An 18,643-nucleotide genomic window follows, 5' to 3' on the forward strand; every position below is an offset into this window, starting at 1 on the left:
GTGCTTTGTTAAGCACCGAGATTAAGGTTTGAAATGGTTCAGCATACAAAGTATCAGAATTTACTTGTCGCGGGTGTTGTAGCCTGGTCAGTCTGCACAATTGGGTGCTATAGCGGCGTGGTGACCGCACAGACTCGTCTCACGATACAACCCGATGGAACCCTCGTACCCAAAGACGTCACCGAGGCAACCGCTGCGCTCGGGTCAGAAGCGACGGTGAATGACGTTGCAGGGGCAGCGACGCCAGTGACACGTCAAGCACCCCCAGTGGGTGCTGAAACAGTGCCGGCGAAGATTAGCGCGGCCCCCGTCAAGTTGCAGAATCTGACGACCTCTGAGGATACGCCTGCCGCTTTAGCTGTAGCAAATGCCCGAGATGCGATGACTAAAAAAGCATGGGCGCAGTTATCGACGCTCGTGTCGTCATCGAGCACCGATATTTTAGGGATCTATCCAGAGTTTTGGGATTTGCGTAACCAGCTAGCCACCAATCGAACGCCGGCCCTGGATGAACGAATGTCGACGTTTTTGCAGCGACATGCAGGCACCTATTTGGCTGATAAATTAAGGGGCGAATGGGTTTTGATGGCTGCAGCGACGCGAGATTTCGACACTGTCGGCAAGCTCGGTGCGATCACCAACAGCAATAGTCAAATTGACTGCGCACAATTGCAGGCTAGTCACGTCCTGGGCAAACGTGCGAGTGCATCACAAGCCGTTAAAGTGTTCGCCTCAGGTTCGGCCTGCTGGGCTTTATTTGATCAACTCGTTGCTGATCAGGTGTTAACGACCAAAGACCTTAGCCCGCTGCTTGAGGATTCGATTGAAAAAAACAAGGTAGCAGATGCTCGAAAATTCGCGTCTTACGTCTTCGATAAAGTAGATATGCAAGCGTACGATGTGATGATCCGAGAGCCGCTTAAATGGCTAACAACGCAATCCGGCCCCCGATCGGCCATGCGTCATGAGATGATTGCCATTGCCTTGGCAAGAATGGCGCGCGGCGACTGGAGCACCACCGAAGCCTACCTGAAACGAGAGTGGCAAGCCAAGTTACCTACTGAGCAGTTGAGCTGGGTGTATGCACAGATGGCACTGCTAGCGATGGGGACGCTTGATCCGCGCGCAGATGGCTATTATCACCAAGCGGGCTTGATTCGATTAACGGATAACAACCACGCTTGGCGCATTCGGGCAGCCCTTCGACAGCGGCAAGTGGATTGGACGTGGGTCGTTCAATGTATCGATCAGATGCCCGCCAACATGAAAAACGAATCTGCATGGCTGTATTGGAAGGCAAGGGGGTTGGCAGCGACCGGCAAAGTCGACCAGTCCAAGGCGAGTTACCTTCAGGCCAGTCAACAGTTTAATTTTTATGGTCAGTTGGCTCTCGAAGAACTCGGCCAGCAGATTACCGTACCGTCCGCTGCACTGCCTGTGACCCCTCAAGAACTACAACAAGCTAAAACTCAACTTGGGTTGCAACGAGCGATCGCGCTGTTTAAGCGAGGCAATCGGCCCGATGCCGTGCCTGAATGGAATTTCGCCCTGCGCGGGATGAATGACCGGCAGTTGCTCGCTGCCGCAGAGCTAGCTCGTACCGTTGATATTTACGATCGTGTTGTCAACACGTCTGATCGGACGGTGAGCGAACATGATTTCACCCAACGCTATATAGCCCCATTTGAAAACAAGGTGGTGGCGCAAGCAAAATCCATTTCACTCGATCCTGCGTGGGTGTATGGTTTGATTAGACAAGAATCGCGTTTCATCATGGATGCTAAATCGGTGGTCGGGGCATCAGGATTGATGCAAGTCATGCCAGCGACAGCGAAATGGGTCGCGAAAAAAATTGGCATGACAGATTTTCAACCTGGGCAAGTCATCGATTTCGATACCAATACAAAATTGGGGACAAGCTACATGGGAATGGTGCTGGAAGATCTTGGTGGCTCGCAAGTGCTAGCCAGCGCAGGATATAACGCCGGCCCCGGCCGGCCCAAGCAATGGCGCGCTTCGCTGACACATGCGGTTGAAGGCGCCATTTTCGCCGAAACGATACCGTTTAATGAGACGCGTGATTACGTCAAAAATGTGCTGTCGAATGCGACCTATTATGCCGTCGCCTTCACCGGCAAGCCGCAATCGTTGAAAGAGCGACTTGGTCGTATTGAGCCGCAACCCTATGGCAACAGTGTTTTGCCGTGAGCAACGCGAATCCTGTTGACGGTTTGCAGATCTACGTCGTGGGCGGCGCTGTCCGAGACGAGCTCTTAGGCTTGCCGGCAGGAGACCAAGATTGGGTGGTCGTCGGTGCAACGCCAGAAGAGATGTCCGAGCGCGGATTTACCCCTGTTGGCGGTGACTTTCCGGTTTTTTTGCATCCGACGTCAAAAGAAGAATATGCCCTGGCCCGAACCGAGAGAAAGTCAGGTCGGGGCTATCAGGGTTTTACTTTTCATACGGGGCCTGATGTCACGTTAGAAGCAGATCTGTCGCGACGTGATTTGACAATCAATGCAATGGCACGGGGTCTAGATGGGGTACTCGTTGATCCACTTGGCGGACAAGTCGATCTTCAGTTACGCGTATTTCGTCATGTTGGGCCGGCTTTCGAAGAAGATCCCGTTCGTGTATTGAGACTGGCACGTTTTGCAGCAAGATTCACAGACTTTGAACTTGCCGATGAAACGCTGGCGCTCTGCCAACGGATGAGTGATACGGGCGAAGTCAGTCACCTTGTCCCTGAGCGTGTTTGGCAAGAGCTATCGCGCGGATTGTTGAGTGCTCAACCATCACGAATGTTTGAGGTGCTGGCACGTTCGCACGCAACACCTTATATCCTGTCAAACTGGGTAGATAGCCAGAGAGTGAGGATCGCCCTGGATGCACTAGCCCCGCACCCTGAGATGACCCTTGCGTGCCGCTATGCCGTGATGTGTCTTGATACATGGGATACAAAAGCCTTGTCAGAGCATCTGCGAGTGCCAAACGATTGCGCCGACATGGCACGTCTATTGCCCCTCGTGATCGAGCAGGTTAGTGCCCCTACGGCAGATGCCGACAGCGTGTTGGAATTAATTGAACGTTGCGATGGCTTACGCAAACCTGAGCGTTTCGAACGACTGCTTGAGACAGCGGCACTATTGACGAACCAGTCGGTTAGTGCATGGTTTCATCGTCTTCAGGCGGTGCGTAGCGTCGATGCCGGTAAGGTCATCTCAAACTTGAGAGACCCGTCTTTAATTAAATCAGCGATTCGTCAGGCACGATTGAGTGCGCTGAAAGCAACTGGCCAGGCTTGTTAGAGTTGGTGCGTTCGATCGCCTCGACGAAAGCCAGTCAGAGGCAAGTCCACTTCGCGCCCAATGACCATTACTTTGAATAGTTCACCCATTTCAGCTTCAGAAATAAGTTTTTGCGCAGTCTGATTCATGGTCACACGAGCTGCCGTGCTGAAGCCGTCGCTCTGTTGTCCAGCCATCATGAGATCTGTCAGCCCAGCGTTGAGCAAAAATCGGGCTTGTGAGGTGTAGCCTAAGACTTCCATCCCACCGGCTAAGGCAGCATCAGCAATAGCAGTAAAGTCGACGTGCGCAGTGATATCCTGAAGACCAGGGGCAAGCAGTGGGTTGTCGTGTGCTCGATGTTGAATGTGGCACATCAAGGTACCGCGATGGCGCTGTGGATGATAGTACTCGGTTCGCGGAAATCCATAATCAATCAGAATGGCAGCCCCTTTCGTGAGCCACGCCCCCATGTCTCTGACCCATGCTTCGGCCTGCAAGTTGAGCTCTGAACGGTAATCTGGCATGGGTGCGCAACGCGAGGCGACAATCTCTGCTAGCCTGCTGTCAGCCATTCTGTCTTGCCAAAGAAACATCGTTGATGGATCACGCAGGTCATAGGGCTCATTGATCTTCACCCCACGTTGCAAGACTTGCGGTGCATAGCCTGCTTCTGTCGGGACAGACCAGGCGAAAAGGTCGACGGGCATCGCATCCAGCACTTCGTTGGCCAGCACACAGCCAACGAACGATGTTGGCGTCTGATCCAACCATCTAACGCGCGCCGCCCATTTTGCAAGCCTTTGTTGTTGTCTGGCTTTCAGGTCGGCCGATACTTCAAGAATGCTGTATTGAGCCTGGATCCCCAGCGCTTCGAGACGAGTTAACACGTGATCTGCCAAGGCACCACTACCGGCACCAAACTCAAGTACCTGAACGCTTTGGCAGTGAGTCAGGATTTCAGCAACTTGATTGGCTAACGTCTCACCGAACAAGGGTGAAATTTGAGGCGCAGTAATAAAATCCCCGGCCAAGTTGTCGGTGGCCCAATGATCGTTGGCAAGCTTAACGCTGCCCGCTGCGTAGTAGCCCAGGCCTGGCGCATACAGTGCGTGATGCATCCACACACTGAAAGGTATCCAGCCACCTCGTTCCGTCACCTGGTCACACAAAAAAGAACAGACGCGTTGACTATGCGCCATCGCGTCTGCACTCACCGAAATCGAATGATCGGTGGACATCACTTAACCATCTCTTTAGCGGCGACCGCCATCGAAATTGAAGCCGCGACGTGGGGCACCTGCTGCCGCTCGAGGCGCAACAGGTCGACCAGCACCTGAGCGAGCTGGGCCATCACCACGAGGAGCGAAAGACTTGCCTGCGGGTGCCGCGGCACGAGGCGCAAACTCACGCGAGGGGCGGGCTGGTTTGCCGTTGCCGGCGTAAGGATTGTCGCTGCGTGCTGCAAAAGGTTTGTCACCCCGTGGCGCGAAGCTGCGGTCACGATCACCGCCAAATTTCTTTTCACCTGCGGGTTTGTCAGCACGAGCAGCAAAGGGCTTGTCGCCACGGGGTGCAAATGGTTTGCCACCACCAAACGACTTTTCACCATATGACTTCTCGCTGTACGATTTTTCGCCACGAGGTGCAAAGCTGCGATCGCGATCACCAAAGGATTTGGCAGCACCGAAGGATTTTTCACCACCGAACGATTTCTCACCATATGATTTTTCGCCACGGGGCGCAAAACCACCCTCACGATCACCACCGAAACGTGAACCACCAGCGTTGCTACCCGAACGTGGCTTACTGCCAGAACCAGAGCGTGGCCCACCGCGTGACGCGCCAAAGCGATCGCCGCCACGGCCGCCAGCGCCGCCTTCTGGACGCATTTTTGGTGCGCGCTGTGGCTCAAGGCCAGCAATCACTTCAGAAGGAATAGGATGACCAATAAAGTGTTCGATGCGCCGCACCTTGTGACGCTCACTGTGAACGGCTAACGTAAACGCCAAACCGTTGCGACCTGCGCGACCGGTACGACCAATACGGTGGACATAGTCTTCTGCTTGCATGGGTAGGTCGAAGTTGATCGCATGGCTGATGGCTTTGACATCAATACCGCGCGCCGCAACATCGGTTGCCACCAAAATACGCACGTGACCATCTTGAACTTGTTCGAGGGTACGGGTGCGTTGGCGCTGGTTCATGTCGCCATGCAAGGGCATGACTGTAAAACCTTGGTCAGATAAATGGTTGGCAAGATCGTCACAGCCGCGTTTTGTAGCGGTGAAAACAATGGCTTGATCCATTTCTGCATCACGCAAGACATGGTCAAGCAAGCGCAGTTTGTGGTGGACATCATCCGCGTAAAGCAGGGCCTGAGTAATATTCGCGTGGCGATCCGATTGCGATGCCATTTCGATACGCTCTGGGTCACGCATCATGCGAGCCGCCAGTTTTGCAACTGTACCGTCTAGCGTTGCAGAAAATAAGAGTGTTTGACGCGATTCTGGGCAACGATCAACGATGGTGTTGATATCGTCGATAAATCCCATGTCGAGCATACGGTCGGCTTCATCGAGCACCAGCGTGTGCACGGCAGACAAATCAACGCGACGGGCTTGCAAGTGATCGAGCAGGCGACCCGGGGTTGCCACTAAAACGTCGACGCGACGTGACAGGGCTTTGAGTTGTGCGCCGTAGGGCATGCCGCCGACAACGGTAGCAATATGCAGGTCGTTGAGATTAGCACCGTAGGTTGCGGTCGCTTCGCTGACTTGCAAAGCAAGTTCACGGGTTGGTGTCAATACCAGCACCTGAACGCCACGGCCTTTCGTACCTGGCTTACCCGCAATCTTGTGTAACGCAGGCAACATGAAAGCTGCTGTTTTGCCACTGCCAGTTTGCGACGAAACCATTAAATCTTTGCCAGCCAGCGCTGCGGGAATCGCAGCAAGCTGTACTGGGGTTGGGGTGGTGAAACCCGTTTCTTGGATAGAAGAGAGCAATGCGGGGGCTAGCCCCAACGAATCGAAGGACATGACTTTCCTTTTGACCAGTTCATGGTCAATATGACGAGCCCGGAAAAGAGGTGGACCGGTGATCGTCGGTTGAATCGAGCATCGTGCCGACCGAATCAACCGAACGTCTGGGCTGCGAAGACAAAACCGCTGTCTTTGTAACTTTGCCCACGAAAGGAAAGGAGGTCAGGAATCGATGATGAGGGCGGTCTGACCGGGTTATCAACGAAATGAGAGGGTATCTAATCGTTGTCGGACAGAGGCTGCGTGAGCTAAACATCAGCATCAGTGCCATTTTGGTGGTTTCGGGTGAAACGGCTGTTTCGTTTGAAACTACTAATTTGCAGCGACCCAAAGTGTAGCGGAATTTTTGTCTGGGGTAAACCCGAAATGCACCTCGGCATGCAAATGTGTCTTTAATTTGCAACTCACGAATAAAACCAGACCTCTTAACCGTCGTTTGACGAACGGATCGTCAGGGAAAACGACGCGCATTACCAGTCAATTGCCGCCAGTCCCCGGCTGAGCAGCCACGCGTTCGCCTGGACAAAATGTCTACTGCCGATGAACGGCAAGGGGGGGCGCATGGCGGACAAAGGAGAAGGGTGATTGGACTTGAGCACCAAATGTTGACCAGCTGAAGCGATTAACGTCGCTTTGCTGTGCGCATGTGCTCCCCACAGCATAAACACCTTGGGGGAGGGATCTGCGGCAACACTTGAGATGACAGCGTCGGTAATTGACTCCCATCCTTGCTTGGCGTGCGAAGCTGGTTGCCCATCTTCAACGGTCAAAACCGTATTCAGCAGCAATACCCCTTGGTCAACCCAACGTGTTAGGTCGTTGGTCGACAAGGTGCCGGTAAAATCGCGTTGAATTTCTTTGAAAATATTGCGCAGACTAGGGGGGCACTTCTGGTCATCAGGTACTGAAAACGCTAGGCCTTGTGCTTGATTGGGGCCATGATAGGGATCCTGTCCCAGGATCACGACTTTAGTGGCGCAAGGCGTAAGACGATGCAAGACCTTGAAGGGGGCGTCCGGGTAAATGATTGCGCCGTGCGCCAAACGCGCCGTGAGAAATGCACTCAGTCGCGTTAAAACAGTCGCCGCCTCAGTTTGTTCTAACAAACGTCGCCAATGATCGGGCAGCCTCTGCACGTGATGATCCAGATTCGCCACGAGCAGTTGATTGTGTGCGACGGTCACGGGTCAAACTAATTTTGTTTCGCCGTGCGCCGAGCCAGCATGGCTTTCAACGCCTCGTCTCGGTCAATCACTAAACGTGCTTGCATGGCGACGGGGGCATCCACCATGCGCCCTTCAAAAGTGCAAGCAGCGCGACCGGCGCGACATTCTGCCTCATAGGTTTCGAGTAAAGCACGAGCGCGATCAACACTGGCTTGAGGTGGGCTAAAGGCTTCGTTAGCAGCTTCAACTTGCGAGGGGTGGATGCAGAACGCACCCTCAAATCCCAGTCGTGCAGCGCGGCGTACGGTCTCGCGAAACTTCTCTCGATCGGCGAAGTCAGCCACTGAGCCCACAAACCCAATCGGTGCAATCCCTGCCCGGCGACAGGCAGCAACAGCCAAGACGTTTGGGACGTAAAGACTATCGGGATCAACCGCCATCCGCATGGATACCGCCAAGTCTTCAGCCCCGATAATCAGCGCACACAGCCGAGGATGAGCTTGGGCGATCTCATCGATATGGTGTAAACCGTTGGCGTCTTCGACCATCGCAATGAGCTTGGTGTGACCCAACGGCAAGCCAGCTTCAACCTCGCACTCGTCGAGGATTTCGGCGACTGCCCGAATAAACGACCCATCAGGTACTTTGGGCAGCGTTAAGGCTTTGACTGACGTCCGAACACAGGCTTCGATGTCTCTCACTAACATCCGTATCGGCCGATTGATACGAACGATGACATCGTAACCTGCGGCATCTGCACGATCCGCCAGCTCACCGATCCGACCGCGTGCGCTGTCTTTCAAGTCAGGCGCTACGCTGTCTTCCAGATCTAGCTGAATGCAGTCTGTTGGACGGCGTAAGGCGCTTTCCAAAAACCGGTCGCTGCTGGCCGGAACAAACAACATAGAGCGCCAGCTAAAAGGCAAAGAGGGGGACAATTGCTTCATTTTTTATAGGCACCTTCGAGTGCGAGAACGATTGCTTTGAGTACTTCAACACGAGCATGCTTTTTATCGTTAGCGGATAGAACATGCCAGGGGGCATAGGGGGTGTCCGTGTGATCGAACATCTCTTTGGTTGCTGCGAGATAGGCTTTTGATTTGCTTCTGTTACGCCAATCCTCATCTGTGATTTTGAACTGCTTGAAAGGCGATTGTTCACGCTCGCGAAACCGTTTGAGTTGCTCATCAGATGTCACAGCTAACCAGAATTTCAGCACAATCGTGCCATGGTTCGTCAGGTGTTGCTCAAAGTCGTTAATTTCGCTGTAAGCGCGACTCCAAGCCCGCCGTGGGATGAGCTTTTCGACACGTTCAACGAGTACTCTGCCGTACCACGACCGATCAAAAATCGAGATCCTGCCGCGGGTGGGGACGTTTTTCCAGAAACGCCAAAGATAAGGTCGGGATTGCTCTTCTCTCGTTGGGGCTGCCACACTCATGACGGTGAATTGACGCGCGTCAATCGCACGGGTGACACGACGTATTGCCCCTCCCTTACCGGCGGCATCATTGCCTTCAAACACCAAGACCAGGGATCTGGTTTTAAACTTTTCATCCCTGACTAGAGCGGCCAATCTATTTTGCCAATCAAAGAGCTCGGTCTCGTAGGCACTCTTCTCAATGGTTAAGGTGTAATTGACCCGATCCAGTGCGTTTTTATGATTTTTGGCCAGAATGGGTGCACCAGAGTCATGTAACTGAGGGACTTTGACTGAAGGTCGCCTAAGCGCTTGCAGCACTGCTTGGGCGGTTCTTACGGTTCTGAGGTTGGCATCCGCGCTTGGGATCACAATCCATGGCGCATACGGGGCATCGGTCGCTTCGATGATTCGTTCACCCGCAGCTCGCAGTTTGTCAAAATGCTTATGTACTTTTTTGTCGCCCTGGCCAACTTGCCAAGCGGTCGACGGATTGGCAAGTAAGGTTTTGGTCCTATTGTGCTGAGCGTAGCGAGATAGGTGAAACCAAAGCTTCAGCAAGCGAACGCCATTGGCAGCTAGATCGGCTTCGAGTCGCTTTAAATAGAGAATATCGCTGGCTAGTTTGTCGTGATTGGGATTTTTCTTCAAGACCTGATCAATCAACTGTACATAGCCTGCGCCGTAAATAATACCAATGGCCCCTTTTGGCGGCAGACTCATCCACAAACGGCGCACCTTGGGAAACAGCAATTCGTCAGGACTGGGGTCGGGGAAAGCAATGGTGTGAATGTGTCTCGGGTCCATCCACTCATTCAGCAAATTGATGGTTTCACTTTTACCCGCACCATCGATCCCACTGACTAGAATCACCAACGACTCGTCTTTGACGCTTAAATGCCGATATTGCTCAAGTAACAACTTGACGCGTAAATCTGCTTCGAGTTTCTTTCTGTCCGCGTCAGACAGCTGCGGGTCGGATTCGGACTCTTCAAACATGGATGCGCTCACCCCTTCGTGTTATCAAGAAGCAATAAGTCTGGCGAGCTCGGCCCCAGGATCCTTTGCCCGCATGAAAGCCTCACCCACCAGAAAAGCATGGACGTCATTTTTTCTCATGAGTTCGACATCCTCTGGTTTGAGGATACCGCTTTCTGTGACAACCCGTCTGTCTAAGGGAATTCGCGGTAAGAGATCTAAGGTATTTTGCAACGAAGTTTCGAAGGTACGAAGATTTCGATTGTTAATGCCGAGCAGCGAGGTTTGCATTTGCAGGGCGACATCAAGCTCAGCGCTGTCATGCACTTCTACTAAAACATCCATACCCAAGTCAAACGCACAACCTTCGAATTCAAGAAGTTGTGGCAGCGTGAGTGCTGAAACAATGAGCAAAATGCAATCGGCGCCCATCGCGCGCGCTGCGATGATCTGATAGGGATCGATAATAAAATCTTTGCGCAAAACAGGGAGCGTGCACGCTGCACGTGCTTGCCTTAAGTGATCGTGCGATCCATTAAAAAACTGAACGTCGGTCAAGACAGATAAGCAAGCAGCACCGTGTTTGGCATAAGAAGCCGCAATTTCTGCTGGTTTGAAATCTTCGCGCAAAATCCCTTTTGAGGGTGACGCCTTTTTGATCTCGGCAATCACGCCAGCCCCACCTGCGGCAATTTTGTCTTCAATGGCTGAAGCAAAGTCTCTGACATCTTGCCGCGCTTGTGCTTCGCGCAGCATCTCAGCTTCGCTGCGCATGTGGCGCGCGGCAGTGACTTCTTCTGCCTTGACTGCCAGGATTTTTTTTAGAATATCGCTCATGTTTGAAATGTCCTGGTTTTTGCGCAAAACGCGTCAAGTTTGGCTAACGCTGCGCCGCTCGCAAGGGTGTTAAATGCCATCTCAACGCCAGCTTTCATCGTTGGCGCTTTATCGCCCGCGTAGATTGCCAGGCCCGCGTTCAGCGCAACGATATCGCGTGCAGAGCCGGGCGTATTGGATAACGCCTGTCGTACTAAAACCGCAGATTGCTCTTTGTTTTCGACACGCAACGAACGGTTCGATGCCATGCTTAAACCAAATTCTTCAGGGTGAATTTCGTACTCTTTGACGACGCCGTCTTTAAGTTCACCAACCATCGTTGCCGCCCCGAGCGAGGCCTCATCCAACCCATCTTTGCCGTGAACGATGACGACATGGCGCGACCCTAAGCGCTGCAGTACACGAACCTGAATGCCCACCAAATCCGGATGAAAAACCCCCATGAGCTGATTCGCCGCACCCGCTGGGTTGGTCAGCGGGCCGAGCAGGTTGAACATCGTTCTGACGCCCAGTTCTTTGCGAACCGGTGCAATGTGTTTCATCGCGCTGTGATGCGCTTGCGCAAACATAAAACCGATGCCCAGCTCGTGGATGCAGTCTGACACTTGTACGGGGGTGAGTGAAATATTGGCGCCAAGTGCTTCAAGGACATCGGCACTGCCTGACGAAGATGAGGCGCTTCGGCCGCCATGCTTGGCGATGGGCACACCAGCGGCAGCTGTCACAAACATGGCAGCGGTCGAAATATTGAATGTGTTGCTACCGTCGCCACCCGTGCCACACATATCCACTAAGGTGTCTGTATTGGACACGTGGACGGGCGTGGCGAATTCACGCATGACGGTTGCCGCTGCGGTGATTTCTCCGACCGTTTCCTTTTTAACGCGCAGGCCAATGAGAATGGCCGCAGCAAGATTTTGAGGCATTTCACCTTTCATGATCAGGCGCATCAGATGCAGCATCTCATCATGAAAGATTTCGCGATGTTCAATGCAACGTGCTAGCGCCTCGGTAGGTGTGATGTTCATGCTTGCACCTCATGCATCGTGCGTTCATCGAGCTCTAGAAAATTCTTCAACATGGCATGGCCATGCTCTGACAGGATCGATTCTGGATGAAACTGCAACCCATAAATGGGCAAGGTTTTATGCCTGACACCCATGATTTCGCCATCAGCGGTCTCGGCCGTGATTTGTAAGCAATCGGGGATGGTCTTTCTTTCAATTGCCAACGAGTGATAGCGGATCACGGTGAAAGGCGAGGGGAGCGCCTTAAAGACATCCGACTGTGCATGGGTAATCAGTGATGTTTTGCCATGCATAATTTCTTGAGCGCGCACAATATTGCCACCAAAGGCGGCACCGATCGCCTGATGGCCCAAGCACACGCCAAGAATCGGTTTGCGACCGGCAAAACGCTCAATGACCCCCACCGAAATGCCCGCTTCGGCCGGTGAGCAAGGCCCGGGTGAAATACAAATACGATCGGGGTTCAGCGCTTCGATTTGGTCGAGGGTGATTTGATCATTGCGATAGACCCGAACATCTTCACCCAGTTCACCAAAGTACTGAACCAGGTTGTAGGTAAACGAATCATAGTTATCTATCATCAGTAACATTTCAATCTCCCTGTCAGATTGGATCGTCTAGACCGTTTTGAACTTGTTCTGCTGCTCTCAGGACTGCACGAGCTTTAGCTTCTGTCTCAAGCCATTCTTTTTCTGGGTCTGAGTCAGCAACAATACCCGCTGCAGCCTGCACATAAAGCATATTGTTTTGGACAATGCCGGTCCGTATCGCAATCGCAACGTCCATTTCACCGCTATAACTCAGGTAACCAGCGGCACCGCCATAGATGCCCCGACGGACAGGTTCTAATTCATCGATGAGCTCCATGGCTCGAACCTTAGGCGCACCGGTTAACGTACCGGCAGGGAAGGTGGCACGCAAAACGTCCATATTGGTGGTGCCCGCTTTGAGGGTACCGGTGACGTTGGAGACCAGATGCATGACATGTGAATAGCGTTCGATCACCATCGTATCGGTCACTTCAACTGAGCCAATCTTGGCCACCCGACCGACATCGTTGCGCGCCAGATCAATCAACATGACGTGCTCTGCACGCTCTTTAGGGTCTGCAAGTAGTTCGGCTGCCATCGCGGCATCCTCGTCTGGGGTGGCACCCCGCTTACGGGTCCCGGCAAGCGGGCGAATGGTCACACGAGTTTCAGGTATTTTGCCCTCTGGGGCAGGCAACTTCTCTTGTCGAACCAGAATTTCGGGTGACGCACCGACGACTTCGAAGTCGCCGAAATTCCAGTAGTACATATAGGGAGACGGATTCAGCGAGCGCAAGGCGCGATACAAGGACAAGGCTGAGTCGCTGAAAGGCTTAGCGATGACCTGACCGACTTGCACTTGCATCAAATCGCCAGCCGCAATGTACTCTTTGGCTTTCAAGACGGCGGTCAAATAGTCTTGCTTGGCAAAGCTACGCTGTTCTTGCGTCAATACGCTTGCATAGCTGTACGGGATATCGGCGGGTTTGCGCAGGCGCATGCGCAAGTCCTTGAGGCGTTGCTGACCCTTTGCGTAGGCTTCAGATGTTGCCGGATCGACATAAACCATGAAATAAATTTTGCCGCTCAGATTGTCAACAATGACCAGTTCGTCTATTTGCAGCAACAAAATATCTGGCGGGCCTTCACCCATGCCTTTGGGATAAGGTTTTTTTGCCGGCCCAAGCTTGGGCTCCATGTGGCGCACGGCATCGTAACCAAAATACCCAGCCAACCCTCCCGCAAATCGCTGGATACCTGGGCGCAATGAGACTTTAAACCGCGCCTGATATTGCTCGATGAAAGCGAGCGGATCACCTTCGTGAGTCTCAATCACTTTGTCATCACAGACGACTTCAATGCGAGTGCCACGTGAGCGGATCAGGTTGCGCGCGGGCAAGCCGATAAACGAATATCGTCCAAAGCGCTCACCGCCAACGACAGACTCAAGCAAGCAAGTGTTCTTGCGGCCAGTGCTGTTGTTGTGCGCTAGTTTCAGGTACAGCGCGAGCGGCGTATCCAGATCAGCGTAGGTTTCGGTAATCAATGGGATACGGTTATATCCCTGGGCTGCGAGTGCGTTGAATTCGATTTCTTTCATTTCAAAAACCTAAAAAAAAAGCCCGACCATCTTCAGGCGGGCTTGGTTTTGCTACTTATTGCTTGTGTGGTGGACCACCTACAAGCAGACTGTCAATGAACCATTACCCGAGATACGAACGCCACCAGCGCCAATAGGCGCCGGCTGAAATCGTATAAGGGGTCATCTTCATTTTAAAAATCTCTTGGTCGATGCAAGTGAGAATACCCAGCTGCATGGCTTACGTAGACCTAATATAGCATTCAGTTCGTGGTCTTGCACGTCATGACTTGGCGTGCACCGTCAGTGAGTGCTAGGGTTAACCCGCCAATGCGATTTGTTCGCGCATCTGTTTGATCACGGCGGCGTAATCCGGCTGACTAAAAATGGCAGAGCCTGCAACAAAAGCATCTGCACCTGCTTGCCTGATTTCACGAATGTTATCTATCTTGACCCCACCATCCACCTCGAGGGCAATGGGCTGACCGCCTCGTGCGACATGTTCATCGATGCGCGTTCTGACGGCTCTCAGCTTTTTCAATGTCTGCGGGATAAAACGCTGGCCGCCAAAGCCAGGGTTGACTGACATCAGCAGCACAATATCGATTTTGTCCATCACATGATCAAGATAGTTCAACGAAGTCGCTGGGTTCAGAACCAAGCCAGCCTGACACCCGTGTTCGCGGATGAGAGCAAGCGTCCTGTCGACATGTTTTGACGCTTCTGGATGAAAAGTGATGATGTTGGCCCCCGCTTTTGCAAACATCGGGACGATGGCGTCAACCGGTTCGACCATCAGATGGACGTCAATCGGCCCATCGACGAACGGCCGAATAGCCTCACAAACCATAGGCCCTATGGTCAAATTGGGAACATAATGGTTGTCCATGACGTCAAAATGAATCCAGTCGGCCCCAGCGGCCAGTACATTTTTAACTTCTTCGCCTAAACGAGCAAAGTCGGCAGATAAAATGCTGGGGGCGATGCGTGCTGGGGGCAATGATTTAGTTTCTGGCATGATGAGCGTTTGCCTCAGTAGGTTAGCTCTATTATTGCAGTGATTTTGTTTTTAAATTTGGACTTTGTGTGAAACCTTACGAACTCTCAGTTGCCGTTGAGCCTCGCTTTTTGCCTGAGCAATCCGATCCCGCAAAGCGGCAGTTTGTTTTTGCGTATACCGTTCGCATCACGAACGTGGGCGAGCGACCTGCACAGGTCATTAGCCGTCATTGGGTCATCACCGATGGTGATCAGGTCGAGCAAGAGGTCAGAGGCCTTGGCGTTGTGGGTCAGCAACCGCTTATCCCCGCTGGTGAAACTTTCGAATACACGAGTGGTTGTCCTTTAGGGACACCGGTGGGTACCATGCGCGGCACTTATCACTGTGTGGGTGAAAATGGCATTCCGTTTGAAGTCTCGATACCCGAGTTTGTTTTAGCCATGCCACGTACCCTTCACTAACCACGGCGAAACGTATGTTTGCTTCCTGTCAATTCGCTCGCTTTTTGGTCGTTGCGTTGCTTTGTCTCTTGTTGGCGGCGTGTTCGACGGGTCAGCCCCCCGTGAGTTCGAGCGTATCGCCCGAGATTGCGCTGCCCGCTGAGGAGGGCCCGCTGGTGGTGCCACCCTTATCTGCCCTGCCAGACACGGCCGTCAGGCCATTGTCGGGTAAGTATGTATCGGTAGGCTGGACAGACTTGCCTGGTTGGGCGTCAGATGATTTGAAAAATGTCTGGTCGATTTTTATTCGTAACTGTCGCGGTTTGGTCAGACCGACCAGCGGTAATCTGGCCGGCCCTGCGCGCGCCGCACCGCGTGCTTGGCAACCCGTCTGTGCGGCGGCGGCAGACGCGAGTAAGGCGCCTGCCGCTGACAATTCCGTGGCGGTAAGAGCCTTTTTACAGACGTGGCTTCAACCGTGGCGCATTCAAGGCGCAGACGGCAAACCGGCAAGTAATACGGTGACTGGTTACTACGAGCCACTGGTTAAAGGGTCTCGCAATAAGGGCGGGGTCTACCTGTGGCCGCTCTACACGGTGCCCGCTGATTTACTGACCATCGACCTGGGTAAAGTCTATCCAGAGCTCGCTGGCAAACGCGTGCGAGGCAAGGTTGAAGGCAATCGAGTCGTGCCGTATGACTCGCGGGCTGCTTTTGAGGCACATCCGAATAAGCCGCCTGCGATTGTCTGGTTAAACGACCCCGTTGATAATTTCTTTCTGCAGGTGCAAGGGTCTGGTCGTGTGCTGTTGGCAGAAGGCCCAGGCGCTGGGCAAACGCTCAGAGTTGCCTATGCAGATCACAACGGTCACCCTTACGTATCTATCGGTAAATGGCTAGCCGATCAAGGTGAGTTGCCACTGGCGCAGACGTCGATGCAGAACATCCGCGATTGGGCCAAGCGTCACCCGACACGAGTCAATGAGATGCTCAACGCCAACCCTGCGCTGGTGTTTTTCAGAGAAGAGGTGATTACTGATCCTGAAAGAGGCCCCAAGGGGGCTGAAGGGATTGCCCTATCGGCACAACGGTCGATAGCCGTAGATACTAGCTTTACTCCCCTGGGATCGCTTGCCTATTTAGCAACCACTTATCCAGCATCGCCGCAAACACTGAACCGATTAGTGTTTGCTCAGGATACCGGAACCGCGATCAAAGGCGCGGCACGAGCCGACTTCTATTGGGGCTCTGGTGATGAGGCCGGTGCAATGGCTGGCCGGATGAAGCAATCAGGCCAAATGTGGCTGTTATGGCCTAAATCCGCCGGGGCACCAAGCGCAAGATGAAGTCGCCTATTGTTGTCTGTGGCACTGGTATTGTAGGCATGGCGCTGGCATTAACCTTGGCTCGCCGGGGTCAAGCAGTGACCTTGCTCGGACCAAAACGCGAAATTGCTGCGTCACAGGCAGACGTCTTTTGTCCTCGGGTATATGCCATATCCCCAGCGAGTCAACAGTTTCTGAACGCGATCGGGATCTGGCCCTTGTTGCCTGAATCACGATTGACTCGCGTGCAAGCCATGGAAGTTTATGGCGATGCGGGGGGACGAGTTGACTTAAGCGCTTGGCAAGATGCTCGCAGTGAAATGGCCTGGATTGTAGAATCCACAGAACTCGAACGGGCGTTGACACAGGCCGTGCAGATTGTCGGTGTGCCTTGGGTGAACGATAAGTTTGCGTCTGTCTTGTCCAACACAGTAACCACCGAAACAGGGACCACGGTTGACGCGGCACTATTAGTCGGTGCAGATGGGGCTCATTCGCCTGTGCGGCAAGCGGCACAACTATCGAGTGAAGATCATCCCTATGGTCACACGGGCGTGATCGCTCACTTGACAAGTGAACTTCCGCACCTCAATGCGGCGTTTCAATGGTTTCGTCCTGAAGGTGTACTGGCGTTGTTGCCGTTGCCAACGACTCAAGCGGGGCACCAAGTATCCATGGTTTGGTCATTGCGGGACGATCTGGCGGCCAGTCTTTTGGGCTTGCCGGTTGCGGATCAGGCGACTTACCTTAGAAACGGTCTGGCGCTGGCGACGCAAGGTCGCCTTGGTGAGTTGACCCTCAACGGCGATGTACGGGGGTTTGCGCTGGTCATGAGTAAATCGCCTATGATCGGTAACAGCGTTGCGTTGGTTGGCGATGCGGCGCATCGCATCCATCCGCTCGCAGGTCAGGGCCTGAACCTGGGAATCGGCGATGTGAAAGCACTCGCTGCCGTGGTTTGCGATCGAGAGCCGTTTTTGTCGGCAGGCGATCCGATGGTGTTGCGACGTTATCGCCGCGCACGCGCAGAGCACCTGATGGCCATGCGATTGGCCACTGACGGATTGCATCGCTTATTCGTTGATCGCTCACGACCCGTTTCGTGGATTCGCAATGTTGGCATGGACCTCGTCAACAAGTTACCATTTATTAAACGGCAGATCGTCTCAGGCGCGTCCGGTTGAGCTTTCGATACCCAGAGGGGTTCCAGTATATGACTAAGCGTTGGTTAAGTGTCCCAGCAAGTCTTCTCGGCTTGGTGCTGTCCGTCTTGGCAGTGATCCCGACGGCAGGGATCGCTGCGGGCGATAATATGGACGAGAAAGTGCGCTCGGTGCAAAAGCGCTTTCTTGAGCGATTCGATAAAACCGCGATCACGGCGGTTCGACCGACGCCCTATGGGTTGTTCGAAGTGCAGCTTGGCATGGATATCGTCTACACCGACGAGCAAGTCAGTTTTGTCTTGGATGGCACGTTGATTGATGCCAAAACGCGCCGTGACATCACCAAAGAGCGCTTGGACGTGTTGTCCCAAATCCCCTTCGATCAATTACCGCTTGAGTTAGCGATCAAACAGGTCCATGGCCAAGGAACACGCAAAGTTGCGATCTTCGAAGACCCAAATTGCGGCTATTGCAAACAGCTGCGTCAAGCGATCAACGGGATTGATAACGTGACCGTCTATACCTTCCCCTATCCCATTTTGTCAGAAGATTCGACCCAGAAGGTCAAGGACATCTGGTGTAGTGCCGATCCCGCTGCCGCCTGGGAAGAATGGATGCTGAAGGGATTGAAACCGACCAAAGGAAAGTGCAAGGTACCGGTTGATCAAATGCTCGCGCTTGGCAAGAAGCTGATGATACGTGGTACCCCAGGGATCCTATTTGCCGATGGTGGACGAGTCGGCGGCGCTATTCCGATGGATGAATTTGAAAAGCGTTTGAAATAGAGCCTGTCTTTCTCCCTCAGGGCAATGAAATAACAACAGTTAGCAGGTAAAGAGGAGATAA

The 18,643-nt window shown here is 53.2% G+C and carries 16 protein-coding genes; 6 read left to right on the top strand and 10 right to left on the bottom strand.

The features are described 5' to 3' along the window. Window positions 1–33 precede the first annotated feature (33 nt). On the top strand, window positions 34–2,208 hold the full coding sequence (locus tag AC1W8Y_RS11235; protein WP_482014565.1) for a lytic transglycosylase domain-containing protein: 2,175 nt from the start codon (window positions 34–36) through the stop codon (window positions 2,206–2,208). Continuing rightward, on the top strand, window positions 2,205–3,308 hold the full coding sequence (locus AC1W8Y_RS11240; RefSeq protein WP_482014566.1) for a tRNA nucleotidyltransferase/poly(A) polymerase-related protein: 1,104 nt from the start codon (window positions 2,205–2,207) through the stop codon (window positions 3,306–3,308). Before AC1W8Y_RS11235 ends, AC1W8Y_RS11240 begins: the two co-directional genes overlap by 4 nt. Here AC1W8Y_RS11240 and AC1W8Y_RS11245 read toward each other — a convergent pair. From AC1W8Y_RS11245 to rpe, 10 genes are all read right to left on the bottom strand, one after another. Continuing rightward, on the bottom strand, window positions 3,305–4,528 hold the full coding sequence (locus AC1W8Y_RS11245; RefSeq protein WP_482014567.1) for a class I SAM-dependent methyltransferase: 1,224 nt from the start codon (window positions 4,526–4,528) through the stop codon (window positions 3,305–3,307). The genes AC1W8Y_RS11240 and AC1W8Y_RS11245 overlap by 4 nt on opposite strands. A gap of 15 nt (window positions 4,529–4,543) precedes the next feature. Continuing rightward, window positions 4,544–6,328 carry a DEAD/DEAH box helicase gene (locus AC1W8Y_RS11250; protein ID WP_482014568.1) on the bottom strand — a complete coding sequence of 595 codons (1,785 nt, stop codon included), beginning with the start codon at window positions 6,326–6,328 and terminating at the stop codon, window positions 4,544–4,546. A gap of 473 nt (window positions 6,329–6,801) precedes the next feature. Continuing rightward, the gene (locus AC1W8Y_RS11255) at window positions 6,802–7,515 is read right to left on the bottom strand and encodes a uracil-DNA glycosylase (protein WP_482014569.1); all 714 of its coding nucleotides are present in this window, start codon (window positions 7,513–7,515) and stop codon (window positions 6,802–6,804) included. A gap of 8 nt (window positions 7,516–7,523) precedes the next feature. Beyond that, window positions 7,524–8,444 carry an HpcH/HpaI aldolase/citrate lyase family protein gene (locus AC1W8Y_RS11260; RefSeq protein ID WP_482014570.1) on the bottom strand — a complete coding sequence of 307 codons (921 nt, stop codon included), beginning with the start codon at window positions 8,442–8,444 and terminating at the stop codon, window positions 7,524–7,526. After that, window positions 8,441–9,916, bottom strand: a complete 1,476-nt coding sequence (pap, locus tag AC1W8Y_RS11265; protein WP_482014571.1) for a polyphosphate:AMP phosphotransferase — start codon at window positions 9,914–9,916, stop codon at window positions 8,441–8,443. The genes AC1W8Y_RS11260 and pap overlap by 4 nt, the downstream gene beginning before the upstream one ends. Before the next feature lie 24 nt (window positions 9,917–9,940). Further along, entirely contained in the window at window positions 9,941–10,732 is a 792-nt protein-coding gene (gene trpC, locus AC1W8Y_RS11270; protein ID WP_482014572.1) for an indole-3-glycerol phosphate synthase TrpC, read from the bottom strand. Beyond that, on the bottom strand, window positions 10,729–11,760 hold the full coding sequence (trpD, locus tag AC1W8Y_RS11275; RefSeq protein WP_482014573.1) for an anthranilate phosphoribosyltransferase: 1,032 nt from the start codon (window positions 11,758–11,760) through the stop codon (window positions 10,729–10,731). Before trpD ends, trpC begins: the two co-directional genes overlap by 4 nt. Beyond that, window positions 11,757–12,350: an anthranilate synthase component II gene (locus AC1W8Y_RS11280; RefSeq protein ID WP_482014574.1), complete on the bottom strand. Its 594-nt coding sequence runs from the start codon at window positions 12,348–12,350 to the stop codon at window positions 11,757–11,759. Before AC1W8Y_RS11280 ends, trpD begins: the two co-directional genes overlap by 4 nt. A gap of 13 nt (window positions 12,351–12,363) precedes the next feature. Further along, the gene (gene trpE / locus AC1W8Y_RS11285) at window positions 12,364–13,890 is read right to left on the bottom strand and encodes an anthranilate synthase component I (RefSeq protein ID WP_482014575.1); all 1,527 of its coding nucleotides are present in this window, start codon (window positions 13,888–13,890) and stop codon (window positions 12,364–12,366) included. Between the two features lie 298 nt (window positions 13,891–14,188). Beyond that, entirely contained in the window at window positions 14,189–14,887 is a 699-nt protein-coding gene (rpe, locus tag AC1W8Y_RS11290; RefSeq protein WP_482014576.1) for a ribulose-phosphate 3-epimerase, read from the bottom strand. Between the two features lie 68 nt (window positions 14,888–14,955). Between rpe and apaG the strand changes: the two genes are divergently transcribed. From apaG to AC1W8Y_RS11310, 4 genes are read left to right on the top strand one after another with little or no spacing between them, the layout of a single operon-like run. Continuing rightward, a complete protein-coding gene (gene apaG / locus AC1W8Y_RS11295) occupies window positions 14,956–15,330 on the top strand; it encodes a Co2+/Mg2+ efflux protein ApaG (protein WP_482014577.1) in 375 nt (124 codons plus the stop codon). 14 nt (window positions 15,331–15,344) lie between these two features. Beyond that, window positions 15,345–16,655: a murein transglycosylase A gene (mltA, locus tag AC1W8Y_RS11300; protein ID WP_482014578.1), complete on the top strand. Its 1,311-nt coding sequence runs from the start codon at window positions 15,345–15,347 to the stop codon at window positions 16,653–16,655. Further along, window positions 16,652–17,818, top strand: coding sequence for an FAD-dependent monooxygenase (locus tag AC1W8Y_RS11305; protein WP_482014579.1), 1,167 nt, complete (start codon window positions 16,652–16,654; stop codon window positions 17,816–17,818). Before mltA ends, AC1W8Y_RS11305 begins: the two co-directional genes overlap by 4 nt. A 29-nt stretch (window positions 17,819–17,847) precedes the next feature. Next, the gene (locus AC1W8Y_RS11310) at window positions 17,848–18,582 is read left to right on the top strand and encodes a DsbC family protein (protein WP_482014580.1); all 735 of its coding nucleotides are present in this window, start codon (window positions 17,848–17,850) and stop codon (window positions 18,580–18,582) included. Window positions 18,583–18,643 lie beyond the last annotated feature (61 nt).

This window comes from Jezberella sp., assembly GCF_964834465.1.